Here is a 14,536-nt window from a genome sequence, read left to right as displayed (position 1 = left end):
GGCCGGGGTCGCGGCAGTCGGGCGTGTTTCTTGGGCACTTCTTTGCACGAGCAAAGAAGTGCCTCGCGGTGCGCTCGCGAGAGAGCGCGTGGCAGTAAGCGGGCCGAAGCCACCGTAAACACCGGAGGACAAACCATGGCCAGCCACAACCAGGCAGGCGGTGGACCGAAGCCAGCGTAAACACCAGATGTCGAACCATGACCAGACTCAACCCGGCGGTTGATGGGCCGAGTCCGACCACACCGGGGCAGGCGGTCGGGTGAAGCCTCGGTCAGGCGGACGCGTCGAGCTGCGGCGCGAAATGCGCCGGCGCAAAGCCGTCCTGCTGGCGCAGGTAGTCGGCCAGTTGCGCCGCAAAGTCGGTCGGGACCGAGTCCCGCACGGCCGGCATCTCGCGCAGCTGGTCCCAGCGGGCCGCAAGGCGCGGAAAGGCCTCGGTCTCCCAGGGGCTGTCCGGATCCTCCAGCAGCGCATAGCGCATCAGGATCGGGGCCAGGGTGGCATCAATCAGCGAGAAGCCGGGCGCGGCCAGGCGGTCGTCCTGGGTCATCTGCTGTTCCAGGCGCTCCAGCCCGTGTGCGGCAGTGTGGCGCGCCAGCTCGAAGGCATCCTCGGTGGTCGCGGTCATCCAGTGGTACTGGGCAAAGGTCTGTTCCGAGAGGTACTCGATCCAGGCCCGGGTGCGTGCCTGTTCCAGCGGGTCGGTCGGCATCAGCGCGGGCGGGGTAATGGCATCGATATATTCGTTGATCACGGCCGACTCGAACAGCACCGTATCGTGGTCGACGATCAACAGCGGAACCTTGCCCAGGGGCGAGCGTTCGCGGAACCAGTCCGGCGGGTTGGCCAGATCGATCAGGCTCAGCTCGAACGGCGCCTCCTTGTATTTCAGTGTGATCACGCTACGCTGAACGAACGGACAGATGGCGAAACTGATCAGGTGCAGATGCGGCAGATTCATGGTGGTCTTCGGCGTCCGCAGGTGGGGCGGGGCCCCGATCCGGGTCGCCGGTTCCTCGCTATTAAAGGGGGCGCATTGTCTCCCCTCGTGATGTCGCGGGAAAGCCTTGGGCAAGGGTAGCGGCCACAACGGGGCGCCCGGCTCCGGGCTGCGGATCGACAAATGGCTTTGGGCCGCCCGTTTTTACAAGACGCGCGGCCTCGCCAGCGAGGCGGTCGGCGGCGGCAAGGTCCACGTGAACGGCGAGCGCTGCAAGCCGGCGCGTCGGGTGCACACCGGTGATCGCCTGACCATCCACCGCGGCCCGCAGGTCTGGGAGCTGGATGTGGTCCATTTGAGCGATCAGCGACGGCCGGCGCGCGAAGCCCAGGCGCTGTACACCGAGACCGAAGAAAGCCAGGCCCGGCGCGCGGCCGAAAGCGAACGCCGGCGCGCCGAGCGCGCGGTCGCGGACAGCGCCCCCAGCCGGCGCCCGGACAAGCGCGAGCGGCGCAAGATCCGCCGCTTTATTCGCCAGGACGGCAGCGACAGGAGTGAATCCGAGTGAACAACCCCGAAGCCTCGAGTGGCCCGCCCGTCACACCCCGGCTGGCGGTGGATATGGTCATCCGCCACTCGGCGCAGCCCGGTCGTGTGCTGGTGATCGAGCGCCACAACCCCCCGCACGGCTGGGCCCTGCCGGGCGGCTTCGTCGACGTCGGTGAGTCCACCGAGAATGCCGCGGTACGCGAGGCGCGCGAAGAGACCGGGCTGGAGGTCGAGCTGGAGGCGTTGCTGGGGGTGTATTCCGACCCGCAGCGCGACCCGCGCGGGCACACCGTCAGCGCGGTCTACATCGCGCGGGGCCGGGGGGAGGCCAGGGCCGGGGATGACGCTGCCGACTGCGCCTGGCTGGACCCGGAAGACCCGGGCCAGGTGCTGGTCTTCGACCACCGACGTATCCTCGACGACTATCGGCGCTGGCGCCTGACCGGCGAAACCGCCGCCCCGCGTCCGGTACAAAAAACGGGATGAATCCGGCCAAGCTGTTACCATACGGCGCTTTCGACCACCGATACGGTATCGCGTGACAAAGGCTGACCCCGCAACCCCGTCCCGGCCCGACAGCGAGCTGCCGGAACCGCGCGTCTACGAGCGTGCGGAGCACGGCATCTCGCGCGCGGCGATCGACGACAACGCCCTGAAGGTGCTCTATCGGCTGCGCGAGGCCGGTTATCGTGCCTGCCTGGTGGGCGGCGGCGTGCGCGACCTGCTGCTGGGCCGCGAGCCGAAGGACTTCGATGTCGCCACCGACGCCACCCCCGAGCAGGTGCGTGGCCTGTTCCGCAACTGCCGTCTGATCGGGCGTCGCTTTCGCCTGGCGCATGTGCTGTTCGGACGCGAGATGATCGAGGTGGCGACCTTCCGCGCGCCGCATGACGACGAGTCCGAGGACGAAGGCCAGGTCGCGCTGAGCGAGGAAGGTCGTATCCTGCGCGACAATCGCTACGGCACCATCGAGCAGGATGCGGTGCGCCGCGACTTCACCATCAACGCCCTGTATTACGACATCGAGGATTTCTCGGTGCTGGATTACACCGGTGGGTTCGAGGACCTGCGCGCGGGCGAGCTGCGCCTGATCGGCGACGACGTCGAGACGCGCCTGCGCGAAGACCCCGTGCGCATGCTGCGTGCGGTTCGCTTCGCCGCCAAGCTGGGTCTGACCATCGCGCCGGAGGTCGAGTCCGGCATCCTTGATCTCGCCTCGCTGATGCAGACGGTAGCCCCGGCGCGGCTGTTCGACGAGGTGATCAAGCTGTTCCACAGCGGCGCGGCGGTCACCTGTCTGGACGAGCTGGAACGCCTCGGCCTGTTCGAGCCGATGTTCCCCGAGGCTGCGGCCTGCTTTGCCGATCCGGACGTTGGCCCCGAGCGCCGCCAGTTCCTGGTCGAGTCGCTGCTGAATACCGACAAGCGCATCAATGAGGGCCTGGGTGTGAACCCGGCGTTCCTCTACGCGGCCATCCTCTGGGCCCCGGTGCAGGTGGCCGCGGCCCAACGGATCGCGGCCGACGAACAGGAGATTCCGGCCTGGCAGCAGGCGATGGCCGAGGTGCTGGATCGTCAGGTGAAGACGGTGTCCATTCCCAAACGCTTCAGCCTGATCGTGCGCGAGATCTGGGAACTCCAGGCGCGGCTGGAGCGCCATCGTGGTGGCCGTGCGCTGCGCCTGCTGACGCATCCGCGCTTTCGCGCCGGTTATGACTTTCTCTGCCTGCGCGCCCGCGCCGGCGATGCCGACCCCGAGCTGTGTCGCTGGTGGACCGAGATCCAGGAGCTGGACGAGGACGCACAGAAGGCCATGGCGGGTGCCCAGGGCAAGGGTGTTCCCAAAGGGGATGGCAAGGCTGGAGCCAAGAGCAAGTCACGCCGTGGCGGCCGGCGCCGGCGTCGGGGACGCAAGGGCGGCGCCGGCGCGAGCGCCGATGCGGGCGCAAACCCGGAATCGGGGGGTGGTGGCGAATGAGCAGCGAGCCTGCCCGCGGCGTGCACGCGTTCATCGGGATCGGCGCCAACCTGGGTGACCCCGAGACGCAGGTGCGGGACTCCTTTGCCCGGCTGGCGCATGAGTTGCCGCAAACGCGTCTGATCGGGCGCTCGCGGCTGTTCCGTAACCCGCCGATGGGCCCGCAGGACCAGCCCGACTACGTGAACGCCGTGGCCCGTCTGCACACCCGGCTGGAGCCGCTGGACCTGCTGGCGGGGCTGCAGGCCATCGAGTGCGCCTGCGGGCGCGAGCGGGACGGTACCCGCTGGGGGCCGCGCCTGCTGGATCTGGATCTGTTGCTGTTCGGCGAGCAGTCGCTGGATCTGCCGGGGCTGAAGGTGCCGCACGCCGGGATTGCCGAGCGCGACTTTGTGATCCTGCCGCTGCTGGAGCTGGCGCCGTCGCTGCAGATCCCGGGAGTGGGTCCGCTGGAGCGGCTGGCGCAGCGCTTCGACGGTGCGAGCCTGATCCCGATCGCGGAACCGCAGGAGGCCGTGGCGACTGCGGAGGGACGCGGATGAGCCTTGCCGATTTCGATTTCATCGCGGTAGAGGGACCGATTGGGGTCGGCAAGTCCAGCCTGGCCAAGCGCCTGGCCGAGCACCTGCAGGCGGAGGGCATCTTCGAGGCCCCGGACGAGAACCCTTTCCTGGATCGCTTCTATCAGGAGCCGGACAAGCACGCCCTGGCGACCCAGCTGCACTTTCTGGTGCAGCGCGTGCGCCAGCTGACGCCGCTGGCGCAGAAGGGCCTGTTCGAGCAGCGCCATGTGTCCGACTACCTGATGGACAAGGACCCGCTGTTCGCCGAGTTGAACCTGCATCCGGATGAGCTGGAGATCTACCGCGAGATGTTCCGCCATCTGCGCGGGGGGCTGCCGCGCCCGGACCTGGTGGTCTACCTGCAGGCGCCGGTGGAGGTGCTGCAGGAGCGCATCCGCCGCCGGGCACGACCGTACGAACGTCACATCGAGGCCGGTTATCTGGAGCGATTGAACGCGGCCTATGCGGAATTCTTCTATCATTTCGAAGGACCGGCGCTCGTGATTGTGAACGCCACCGAGATCGACTGGGTGAACAACCCGGCCGACTTTGACCAGCTGGTGCAGTTCCTGGAGCCGATCCAGGGCGGGCGGCACTACTTCAACCCGTTGCCGATCTCGCTTTGAGGCTGGCATGCCGGACTGCCCGGGAGGCATGAGCATGCGTCCGATTACCGTGAATACCCTGGCCCAGCGCAAGCAGGCGGGCGAACCCATCGCTTGCCTCACGGCCTATGATGCAGCCTTCGCCGGGTTGCTGGATCGCTGTGGGGTCGACGTGATCCTGGTCGGCGATTCCCTGGGCATGGTGGTCCAGGGGCATGCGACCACTCTGCCGGTTACGCTGGAGGACATGGTCTACCATGTAGCCAACGTGGCCCGCGGCAGCGAGAACGCGCTGATCATGGCGGACATCCCGTTCCTTGGCGATGTCGATCCCGCTACCGCCCTGGTCCAGTCCGGGGCGCTCCTGCGCGCCGGGGCTCACATGGTCAAGGTGGAATGCGGCGCGATGGAGGTCCCCGTGGTCGAGCGCCTGGTCGCCGCCGGGATTCCCGTCTGTGCCCATCTGGGCCTGACCCCGCAGGCGGTGCACCGTCTGGGCGGGCACCGCGTGCAGGGGCGCGACCCGAAGGCTGCGGCGGAGCTGGAATCCCTGGCCGCGCAGCTGGAGAGCGCCGGGGCCCAGGCCCTGCTGCTGGAGGGTATCCCCGAGAGCCTGGCCGATGTCATCGTGCGCAGTGCAGGGGTCCCGGTGATCGGGATTGGCGCCAGCCCGCGTTGCGATGGTCAAGTGCTTGTCTTGACCGACGTGATCGGCCTGACGCCCGAGCCGCCGCGCTTCGCGCGCGATTTCCTTGCCGAGGGCGGTTCCCTGGAGGGCGCCGTCCGCGGATACTGTGACGCGGTGCGGGCGCGAGCCTTCCCTGAATCCGGCGTGCATACCTTCAGTTAACTGCGTTTCCCAAAGGATGGATCCTGGCCCATGAGAATCCTGCGTGATCGGCCGCAACTGGTGGCCATGCATCGAGAGTGGTCCCGCAAGGGGCGCGGTACCGTGGCGCTGGTGCCCACGATGGGCAACCTCCACGAGGGCCATATGACCGTGATCCGGCATGCCCGGGCGCGGGCCCAGCGGGTGGTGGTGTCGATCTTCGTCAATCCGCTGCAATTCGACCGCGCCGAGGATCTGGAGCGCTATCCGCGCACCCTCGACGAGGACGCCCGGCTGGCGACCGAAGCCGGTGTGGATGCCCTGTTCTGCCCCACCGACGAGGACATGTACCCCGCCGACGGCATGCCCCCGGTGCAGGTGGTGGTGCCGGTGCTCTCGGAGATCCTGGAGGGCAACTACCGCCAGGGGCACTTTGAGGGCGTGGCCACCGTGGTGACCAAGCTGTTCAACCTGGTGCGCCCGGATCTGGCCCTGTTCGGCGAGAAGGATTACCAGCAGTTCAAGCTGATCGAGCGCATGGTGCAGGGGCTCGACATCCCCACCCGGGTGGAGGCAGTCCCGACCGTGCGCGAGCCGGACGGCCTGGCCTTCAGTTCACGCAACAGCCAGCTGTCGGAAGAGGCGCGGGCCGTGGCACCCGAGCTCAAGCGGGTGCTGGACGAGGTGGCGACCGTCTGCCGCACGGCCACCAAAGTGGACGCCGACCGCATCGCCGAGGTGGAGGCCCGCGCCAGCGATCGTCTGCGCGAGGCCGGCTTCGAGCCCGAATACCTCTCCATCCGCCGTGCGGAAGACCTGATGGAGCCGGCAACCGATGTGCCCTTGGCCGAGCAGGACCTGGTGGTCCTGGCCGCCGTCTGGCTGGAAGGCGTCCGCCTGATCGACAACGTCCGCACCCGTACCGACTGACGCTGCTTGTTTCGGCTACCCCGAAGCACACGAAGAAATTCAAGAGTCATCCACAGAAGACGGGCAGGTTGAAGGCTGAGGGCGGTGCTGCAGGGCGCTGACAATCGGTAACGTTCTTGCGAGCCCCCGAACGCCGGGTCCATTCCTTTTTTGCCACTCGTTCTGTCTTCCAGCCTGCCTGTAAGTCGCCCTCGAATTTCTCCGTGTCTTCGCGCACTTCACGGTGAAAAACCATCGACTCGAGAAGGCGCGTTTGCCGTATCCGCCGGGATCGCGGATAATTTTCCGCCCTTCCGAGGTTCAAGCCGGGAATTCGCCGTATGTTTGTCACCATGCTGAAAGGCAAGCTGCATCAGGGCCGGGTCACGCATTGCGAGCTGGAATACGAGGGCTCCTGTGCCATCGACACGCGCCTGCTGGACGCCGCCGGCATCCTGCCGTTCGAGCAGATCCAGATCTACAACGTCGACAATGGCGAGCGCTTTACCACCTACGCGATCGAGGGCGAGGCCGGCTCCGGGATCATTTCGGTCAACGGCGCGGCCGCACACAAGGCCGCGGTGGGCCATCGCGTGATCATCTGTGCCTATGGCCAGATGGAGGCCGCCGAGGCCCGCGAATTCACGCCCGACCTGGTCTATCTCGACGCCGGCAACCGCATCGTGCGCACCGGTAACGGCATTCCGGTCCAGGCCGCTTAAGAACACTCTCCTTCGCGCGCGCCTCCCGCAGTTGTCGGGCCGGGGCTGCGCCGCTATCCTCGACGCCCATGAATCTCCACGAATTCCAGGCCAAGGCGCGCTTTCGCGACGCCGGTATCCCCGTCCCCGAAGGTCAGGTGATCGACTCCGTCGAGCAGGTCTCCGGGGCCTGGCAGGCGCTGGGTGCCGAGCGCGCGCTGGTCAAGGCCCAGGTGCACTCGGGCGGTCGCGGCAAGGCCGGTGGCGTGGTCATGGCGGATTCCGCCGATGCTGCGCGCGAGGCGGCGGAAAAGCTGCTGGGTTCGCGCCTGGTGACCGGCCAGAGCGGCCCCGACGGACTGCCAGTGGACCAGCTTCTGCTGGAGCCGGCGGCGGACATCGCCCGCGAGTTCTATTTCGCGATGCTGGTGGATCGTTCGCGCGAGCGCCTGGCGCTGGTGGTCTCCGCCGAGGGCGGCATGGACATCGAGACCCTGGCGGCGGAGCGCCCCGAGGCCGTGGTGACCTTGCCGATCCATCCGGCCACCGGCGTGATGCCCTTCCACGGCCGCCGCGTCGCCGCCACCCTGGGTCTGTCCGGCGACGCGGCGAAGGCGATGGCGCAGCTGGTGACCAATGCCCATGCCCTGTTCCAGCAGCTCGACGCGCAGCTCCTCGAGATCAACCCGCTGGTGCTGACCCATGAGGATCAGCTGCTGGCGATCGACGCCAAACTGACCATCGACGACTCCGCCGCCTACCGCCAGAAGGCGCTGTTCGCGGAGCGTGACGTGCGCCAGCGCGACCCTGCCGAGGAGCAGGCGCACGAGCACGACCTCAACTACATCCGCCTGGACGGCTCGATCGGCTGCATGGTCAACGGCGCCGGGCTGGCAATGGCGACCATGGACCTGATCCAGCACCACGGCGGCTCGCCGGCCAACTTCCTCGATGTCGGCGGCGGTACGACGGTGGAGCGGGTCACCGCAGCGTTCAAGCTGATCCTGTCGGACCCATCGGTGAAGGCGGTGCTGGTGAATATCTTTGGCGGCATCGTGCGCTGCGACCTGATCGCCGAGGGCATTATCGCCGCGATCCGCGAGATCCAGGTTCAGGTGCCGGTGGTGGTGCGCCTGGAGGGCACCAATGCCGAGCAGGGCCGCGCCGCGCTGGCCAACTCCGGCCTGGACGTGATCCCGGCCGCCGATCTGGACGCGGCGGCGCGCGCCGTGGTGGAGGCCGTGGCATGAGCATACTCGTCGACCGCGACACCCGGGTGATCTGCCAGGGCTTCACCGGCAAGCAGGGCAGTTTTCACTCGGAGCAGGCCATCGCCTATGGCACGCGCCTGGTCGGGGGCGTGACCCCGGGCAAGGGCGGCCAGACCCACCTGGACCGGCCGGTGTTCGACACCGTCGCCGATGCCGTGGCGCAGACCGGCGCGAGCGTCAGCATGATCTACGTCCCGGCCCCGTTCGCGGCCGACGCGATCTGCGAGGCGGCGGATGCCGGGATCGAACTGGCCGTTTGCATCACCGAGGGCATCCCGGTCCAGGACATGGTGCGGGTCAAGCAGGTCCTGGCCGGCAGCCCCACGCGCCTGATCGGGCCCAACTGCCCGGGCATCATCACCCCGGAGGCCTGCAAGGTCGGGATCATGCCCGGCTATATCCATAGCCGCGGGCGCATCGGCATCATCTCGCGCTCGGGCACCCTGACCTACGAGGCGGTCAAGCAGACATCGGACCTCGGGCTGGGTCAGAGCACCTGCGTGGGCATCGGCGGTGACCCGATCCAGGGCCTCGACTTTGTCGACTGCCTGCGTCTGTTCCGCGATGACCCGGAGACCGACGGCGTGCTGATGGTGGGCGAGATCGGCGGTGATGCCGAGGAACGCGCCGCACGTTACATCGCGGACGAATTCGACAAGCCGGTAGCCGCCTATATTGCCGGCGCCACGGCGCCCCCGGGGCGACGCATGGGTCATGCCGGCGCGATCATCGCCGGTGGCCAGGGTACCGCGGAGCAGAAGATGACGGCCCTGCGCGAGGCCGGCGCGACCGTGGCGGAGAGCCCGGCCGAGCTGGGCGCCGCGATGCAGTCCGCGCTCGCCCGCGCCTGAGTCGCCGATGACCTCGGACCAGCCTCTGCGTCTGGCCCTGGCCCAGATCAATCCGGTCGTGGGCGGGCTGGACGACAACCGCCACCAAATCCTCGAGGCCATCGAGCAGGCCCGTGCCGGTGGCGCCCGCGCGGTGGTTTTCCCCGAACTCGCGGTCACCGGTTATCCCCCCGAGGATCTGCTGCTGCGCCCGGCCTTCCTGCTGGGCGTGGAGCGCGCGGTGGTGGCGATCACCAGGGCGGCGCGGGGTATCGACGTGATCCTGGGTGCCCCGGTGCAGGGAGATGGCGGCCTGATCAATGCGGCCCTGTGGCTGCGCGACGGGGCCTGTATCGCGCGCTACGCCAAGCAGGTCCTGCCCAACTATTCGGTGTTCGACGAGCAGCGCTATTTCGTTGCTGGCGATGCCCCCTGCGTGGTCGAGCTGGATGGCTGGCAGATCGGGCTGACCGTCTGCGAGGACATCTGGCAGCCGGGTCCGGCCGCCGGGGCGCAGGCTGCCGGGGCCGAGATCCTGCTGAATCTCAACGCCTCGCCCTACCACCGCGGCAAGGCCGAGGAACGCCTGCAGGTGGTCGGGGCGCGGGTGGCTGAGACCGGCTGTCCGGTGGTCTACGTGAACCAGGTGGGCGGGCAGGACGAACTGGTGTTCGACGGCCGCTCGTTCGTGCACGACCCGGTCAACGGGGCCCGCGCCGTGCTGCCCGCCTGGGCCACCGGCCAGGGCCAGGTAGAGGCAAGTCGCAGTGCGCAGGGGCCGGTCCTGCGGTCCCGCGACGAGCACATGCATCTGTCCGCCTGCGGCATTCTTCCGACCCTGACCGACCCCGGCCCGGAACCGGACGAGGCGGACGCCCGTGACCTCTATCAGGCGCTGATGATCGGCATCCGTGACTACGTGAGCAAGAACGGCTTCCCGGGGGTATTGCTGGGCCTGTCTGGCGGCATCGACTCCGGCCTGACCGCGGCCTTGGCGGCGGATGCGCTGGGCCCGGCGGCGGTGACCGCGGTGATGATGCCCTATCGTTACACCGCCTCGATGAGCATCGAGGATGCGGAGGAGCAGGCGCGGCTTCTGGGTCTCGAATACCACGAGATCGCCATCGAGCCGATGGTGGAGAGCTTCATGGCCGGGCTGGGGGATGCCCTGGCGGCGTATCCGGCCGGGGCGGGAGACGTGACCGAACAGAACCTGCAGGCGCGCGCCCGCGGCGTGCTGCTGATGGCGCTGTCCAACCGCAGCGGCAAGCTGCTGCTGGCCACCGGCAACAAGTCCGAGATGGCGGTGGGCTATTCCACGCTGTACGGCGACATGAATGGCGGTTTCGCGCCACTGAAGGACGTCTCCAAGCAGTGGGTGTACCGCCTGGCACGCTGGCGCAACACGTGCGGCGCGGCGATCCCGCCGCGGGTGATCGAGCGCCCGCCCAGCGCCGAGCTGGCGCCGGACCAGCAGGATGCCGACTCGCTGCCGCCATACGACGTGCTGGACGCGATCCTCGAGGCCTTCGTCGAGCAGGAGCAGTCCGTCGCCGAGATCGTCGCCCAGGGCTTCGACGGCCCCACGGTGGAGCGCATCGCGCGCATGGTGTTCATCGCCGAGTACAAGCGCCGCCAGGCCGCGCCCGGGGTGCGGGTCAGCCCGCGCGCCTTCGGCCGCGACCGGCGTTACCCAATTACCTCGGGGTATCGTCCGGATTGAGCGATACGCGACGCCGGACGCGCGCACCGTCATTGCGAGGAGGCGAAGCCGACGCGGCACAAAAGCAGCGAAGCTGCGTTGAACGGCCGCAGGCCGGCCCGAAGGGCGAGCGTAGCGAGTAACCTCCGTCCGGAACCACCGATGTCCGCCTTGGCCGGCATCGGGGCCACCCATGGAGATCGCCACGGCGCTGCGCGCCTCGCAATGGCGGGGGCCTCGGACCGCGCCGGGGCGGATCTTCCAGCGCAGCGCCGGGGGTTTGATACACTTCCGGATGTGAGACAAGCGCCCGCGCAGCGGGCTCAACCAAAGGGATTCGCATGAAGAAGATCGAGGCGATCATCAAGCCGTTCAAGCTGGAAGATGTCCGCGAGGCCCTGACCGAGATGGGCATTGCCGGCATGACCGCGACCGAGGTTCAGGGTTTCGGGCGCCAGAAGGGCCACACGGAACTCTACCGGGGCGCGGAATATGTGGTCGACTTCCTGCCCAAGGTGAAGCTGGAACTGGTGGTGGACGACGACCGTGTCGATCCCTGCATTGACGCGATCGTGAAGGCCTCGCGCACCGGCAAGATCGGGGACGGCAAGATCTTCGTGTCCGACATGTCGCGCGTGGTCCGCATCCGCACCGGCGAAGAGGGCAGCGAAGCGTTGTAGCCTCGGCCCGCACGGCGGGGGGATCGCAGCGTCATTGCGAGGAGGCGAAGCCGACGTGGCACAAAAGCAGCGAAGCGGCGTTGAACGGCCGCAGGCCGGCCCGAAGGGCGAGCGTAGCGAGTAACCTCCGTCCGGAACCACTGGATCCCGGCGCTCTGCGAACATCAGGAGGTTGCCACGTCGGCTTCGCCTCCTTGCAATGACGGTGCCACCCCCAAGGTGGTGCGGGGCGCCGGCCGGGGATGGCTTTACGGTTGTGCCGCTTTCCCCGGTTAATTCGTCAGGAAGGGGATGCGGTCCATCACGCGCCACAGGCCGCGGCGTTCCTCGCCTTCCAGCTCCACCGGTTCGCCGGCGCGCACGGCGACGGCGGCATCCGGGTAGTTCAGTTCCAGCACCGTCATGGTGTTCTCGGCGTGGTCTTCCAGGCCGAGTTCGGTGTAGGCGCGGTGCAGCACGGCCAGGGCCTTCGGCATCACCTCGGCCCCGGGATAGGTGGCCACCACGTTGCGCGCGCGCTGGGCCGCGGCGACCCAGGCGGTACGTTCCATGTAAAACTCTGCCACGCGCAGCTCGTAGGCGGCCAGTGCATTGCGGATGTAGAGCATGCGCTGGTAGGAGTCCGGGGCGTAGCGGCTGTCCGGGAATTCGCGGATCAGGCGGTCGAAGTCCTGGAAGGCCTGGTCGAAGGGTTCCGGGTCCATCTCGGCCGGGTCGCGCGGGAACAGGTTGGCGAGAAAGCCCTGCTGGCGGTTGAAGTTGATCAGCCCGCGCAGGTAGTACGCATAATCCAGGTTCGGATGCCGCGGGTTCAGCTGCACGAAGCGGTCCACGGCCGCCAGGGCGGGTTCCGGCTCGCCGGCCTTGTAGTAGGCATAGGGAATCTCGATCTGCGCCTGCTGGGCGTAGCGCCCGAACGGGTAGCGCGCCTCGAGTTTTTCGTAGTATTCGACGGCCTGATCGTAATTGCCCTCGTTCAGGGCGTTCTTGGCCTCGCCGTAGAGCTGACTGGCGGACCAGCCGAGCGTGGGGTCTTCGCGCCCGGCGCAGCCGGCGACCACGAGCGCCACGAACAGAACGACGAGCAGGCGCGACAGGTGCGGGACAGAAATCACGGCGAGGCCTCACAGATGAACCAAAGTCCAAGGATTCTACAACATCAAGCCCCGGTGGCGACGAGCGGGAGGCCGCGCAATGAGTGAACCGCGTGAGGCCCATCTGCCGGAGGAGGCGGCCGGGCAGCGCCTGGATGCCGCGCTGGCGCAGCTGTTCCCCGAGTATTCGCGCAGCCAGTTGACCCAGTGGCTGAAGGAGGGGGCGTTGCGGGTGGACGGCGCCTCGCCGCGCCCGCGCACGCCGGTTCGAGGGGGCGAGCGGGTCGAGCTGCTGGCGCCAGATGCCCCGGTGCTGGCGGCGCAGCCCGAGGCCATAGCGCTGGATGTCCTGTACGAGGATGCGGCGGTGCTGGTGATCAACAAGCCGGCCGGGCTGGTGGCCCACCCGGCAGCCGGGCATCGCGACGGCACACTGGTCAATGCCCTGCTGCACCACGCGCCGGAACTGGCGCAGTTGCCGCGCGCGGGCGTGGTCCACCGCCTCGACAAGGACACCACCGGACTGATGGTGGTCGCGCGTACCCCGGAGGCGCAGACCGCCCTGGTGCGCCAGTTGCAGGCGCGCAGCGTGCACCGTGAGTACCGCGCGCTGGTCCAGGGTCGGGTGATCAGCGGTGCCACCATCGAGGAGCCGATCGGGCGCCACCCGGTGGATCGCAAGCGCCAGGCGGTGACCGGCGGTGGCAAGCCCGCGGTCACGCATTACCGCGTGGCCGAACGCTTCCCCGCCCATACCCTGCTGAACGTGCGTCTGGAGACCGGCCGTACCCACCAGATCCGCGTACACATGGCGCATATCCGCCACCCGATCGTGGGCGACCTGACCTACGGCGGACGCCCGCGGCCGGTCAAGGGCATGGGTGAGGCGGCCAAGGCCACGGTGGCGGCCTTCAAGCGTCAGGCCCTGCATGCGGCGCGCCTGGAGTTCGAGCACCCGACCAGCGGCGAACCCTGCGCGTTCGAGGCCCCGCTACCGGAGGACTTCGAGGGCCTGCTTGCAGCCCTGCGCGCCGATGCCCGGGAGACCGGTGATGCCTGAGACCCTGCCCCTGCTGGCGCCGTCCCCCGGCGAACTGCCGGCCGGCGTGCGCGCGGTCCAGACCACGCGGGTGGGCGGCGTCAGCACCGGGCCCTGGGCCGCGCTGAACCTGGCGCTGCACACCGGCGATGACCCGGAACATGTGGCGGAGAATCGGCGTCGACTGGAACAGTCTTTGGGGCTGGCCGCGCCGATCACCTGGCCGCGCCAGGTCCACGGCACCGGCGTGACCAACGCCGACACCCTGCACGCGGCGCTGGAGGCCGGCGACGCGGCCGCGGCCGACACAGTGGTCAGCGACCGGCCCGGGGTCGTCTGTGCGGTGCAGACCGCCGACTGCCTGCCGGTGGTGTTGGCGACCGCCGATGGCGCGGCGGTGGGGGTCGCGCATGCCGGCTGGCGTGGGCTGGCGGACGGGGTGCTGGAGGCCAGCGTGGAGGCCCTGAAGACGCTGCGCCCGGGGATGCCCATCCAGGCCTGGATGGGGGCGGCCATTGGCCCTGCGGCCTTCGAGGTGGGCTCCGAGGTCCGCGAGGCCTTTGTCGCGCACGACCCGGAGGCCGTTGCCGCGTTCTGCCCCGGCGCCGAGGGCCGCCTGCTGGCGGATCTCTACCTGCTGGCCCGGCAGCGCCTGCAGCGGGCCGGGGTGGCGCAGGTCGCCGGTGGCGGACGCTGCACCTTCAGCGAGGCGGATACCTTCTTTTCCTACCGCCGCGATGGCGAGACCGGGCGCATGGGTACGCTCGTCTGGGTCGATCCCGGCCACCTGCGATAACCCCGACGCTCGGCCCGGTGCGTGGGTTACCCATGGAGATCGCTGCTTCG

General features: G+C 68.6%; 16 protein-coding genes. 14 read left to right on the top strand and 2 right to left on the bottom strand.

Annotation, left to right across the window (positions count from 1 at the left end):
* Positions 1 to 271: 271 nt before the first annotated feature.
* Complete coding sequence (locus D575_RS0101540) at positions 272 to 961, bottom strand: glutathione S-transferase family protein (RefSeq protein WP_018144149.1); 690 nt, start codon at positions 959 to 961, stop codon at positions 272 to 274.
* Between the two features lie 106 nt (positions 962 to 1,067).
* On the opposite strand from D575_RS0101540, the gene D575_RS0101535 reads away from it, so the two are divergent.
* The 12 genes from D575_RS0101535 to D575_RS0101480 all read left to right on the top strand — a co-directional run bounded on the left by D575_RS0101535 (position 1,068) and on the right by D575_RS0101480 (position 11,557).
* Positions 1,068 to 1,508, top strand: coding sequence for an RNA-binding S4 domain-containing protein (locus D575_RS0101535; RefSeq protein ID WP_018144148.1), 441 nt, complete (start codon positions 1,068 to 1,070; stop codon positions 1,506 to 1,508).
* On the top strand, positions 1,505 to 1,975 hold the full coding sequence (locus tag D575_RS0101530; protein WP_018144147.1) for an NUDIX hydrolase: 471 nt from the start codon (positions 1,505 to 1,507) through the stop codon (positions 1,973 to 1,975). Before D575_RS0101535 ends, D575_RS0101530 begins: the two co-directional genes overlap by 4 nt.
* A gap of 52 nt (positions 1,976 to 2,027) precedes the next feature.
* The gene (gene pcnB / locus D575_RS0101525; RefSeq protein WP_018144146.1) at positions 2,028 to 3,467 is read left to right on the top strand and encodes a polynucleotide adenylyltransferase PcnB; all 1,440 of its coding nucleotides are present in this window, start codon (positions 2,028 to 2,030) and stop codon (positions 3,465 to 3,467) included.
* Positions 3,464 to 4,009 carry a 2-amino-4-hydroxy-6-hydroxymethyldihydropteridine diphosphokinase gene (gene folK, locus D575_RS0101520; RefSeq protein ID WP_018144145.1) on the top strand — a complete coding sequence of 182 codons (546 nt, stop codon included), beginning with the start codon at positions 3,464 to 3,466 and terminating at the stop codon, positions 4,007 to 4,009. The genes pcnB and folK overlap by 4 nt, the downstream gene beginning before the upstream one ends.
* Positions 4,006 to 4,656 carry a deoxynucleoside kinase gene (locus D575_RS0101515; RefSeq protein ID WP_018144144.1) on the top strand — a complete coding sequence of 217 codons (651 nt, stop codon included), beginning with the start codon at positions 4,006 to 4,008 and terminating at the stop codon, positions 4,654 to 4,656. The genes folK and D575_RS0101515 overlap by 4 nt, the downstream gene beginning before the upstream one ends.
* A 34-nt stretch (positions 4,657 to 4,690) precedes the next feature.
* On the top strand, positions 4,691 to 5,485 hold the full coding sequence (panB, locus tag D575_RS0101510; protein WP_018144143.1) for a 3-methyl-2-oxobutanoate hydroxymethyltransferase: 795 nt from the start codon (positions 4,691 to 4,693) through the stop codon (positions 5,483 to 5,485).
* Positions 5,486 to 5,515: 30 nt separating this feature from the next.
* Entirely contained in the window at positions 5,516 to 6,394 is an 879-nt protein-coding gene (gene panC, locus D575_RS0101505) for a pantoate--beta-alanine ligase (protein ID WP_018144142.1), read from the top strand.
* A 320-nt stretch (positions 6,395 to 6,714) separates the two neighbouring features.
* On the top strand, positions 6,715 to 7,095 hold the full coding sequence (gene panD, locus D575_RS0101500) for an aspartate 1-decarboxylase (RefSeq protein ID WP_018144141.1): 381 nt from the start codon (positions 6,715 to 6,717) through the stop codon (positions 7,093 to 7,095).
* A 68-nt stretch (positions 7,096 to 7,163) separates the two neighbouring features.
* The gene (sucC, locus tag D575_RS0101495) at positions 7,164 to 8,324 is read left to right on the top strand and encodes an ADP-forming succinate--CoA ligase subunit beta (RefSeq protein WP_018144140.1); all 1,161 of its coding nucleotides are present in this window, start codon (positions 7,164 to 7,166) and stop codon (positions 8,322 to 8,324) included.
* The gene (gene sucD, locus D575_RS0101490; protein WP_018144139.1) at positions 8,321 to 9,196 is read left to right on the top strand and encodes a succinate--CoA ligase subunit alpha; all 876 of its coding nucleotides are present in this window, start codon (positions 8,321 to 8,323) and stop codon (positions 9,194 to 9,196) included. The genes sucC and sucD overlap by 4 nt, the downstream gene beginning before the upstream one ends.
* A gap of 7 nt (positions 9,197 to 9,203) precedes the next feature.
* Complete coding sequence (locus tag D575_RS0101485; RefSeq protein WP_018144138.1) at positions 9,204 to 10,898, top strand: NAD+ synthase; 1,695 nt, start codon at positions 9,204 to 9,206, stop codon at positions 10,896 to 10,898.
* Between the two features lie 320 nt (positions 10,899 to 11,218).
* Positions 11,219 to 11,557 carry a P-II family nitrogen regulator gene (locus D575_RS0101480; RefSeq protein WP_017940393.1) on the top strand — a complete coding sequence of 113 codons (339 nt, stop codon included), beginning with the start codon at positions 11,219 to 11,221 and terminating at the stop codon, positions 11,555 to 11,557.
* A gap of 272 nt (positions 11,558 to 11,829) precedes the next feature.
* Here D575_RS0101480 and D575_RS0101475 read toward each other — a convergent pair whose 3' ends face one another.
* Complete coding sequence (locus D575_RS0101475; RefSeq protein ID WP_018144137.1) at positions 11,830 to 12,672, bottom strand: outer membrane protein assembly factor BamD; 843 nt, start codon at positions 12,670 to 12,672, stop codon at positions 11,830 to 11,832.
* Positions 12,673 to 12,751: 79 nt separating this feature from the next.
* Here D575_RS0101475 and rluD point away from each other — a divergent pair, with 79 nt between their 5' ends.
* Both rluD and pgeF read left to right on the top strand, forming a co-directional pair.
* Positions 12,752 to 13,711, top strand: a complete 960-nt coding sequence (rluD, locus tag D575_RS0101470) for a 23S rRNA pseudouridine(1911/1915/1917) synthase RluD (protein WP_018144136.1) — start codon at positions 12,752 to 12,754, stop codon at positions 13,709 to 13,711.
* On the top strand, positions 13,704 to 14,486 hold the full coding sequence (gene pgeF, locus D575_RS0101465) for a peptidoglycan editing factor PgeF (protein ID WP_018144135.1): 783 nt from the start codon (positions 13,704 to 13,706) through the stop codon (positions 14,484 to 14,486). The genes rluD and pgeF overlap by 8 nt, the downstream gene beginning before the upstream one ends.
* Positions 14,487 to 14,536: the final 50 nt, after the last annotated feature.

The organism is Thioalkalivibrio sp. AKL6 (genome assembly GCF_000376905.1).
Lineage (GTDB): Bacteria > Pseudomonadota > Gammaproteobacteria > Ectothiorhodospirales > Ectothiorhodospiraceae > Thioalkalivibrio > Thioalkalivibrio versutus.
Note: the sequence above shows the minus strand (reverse complement) of the source record. Positions and strands in the feature narration are given on the sequence as shown.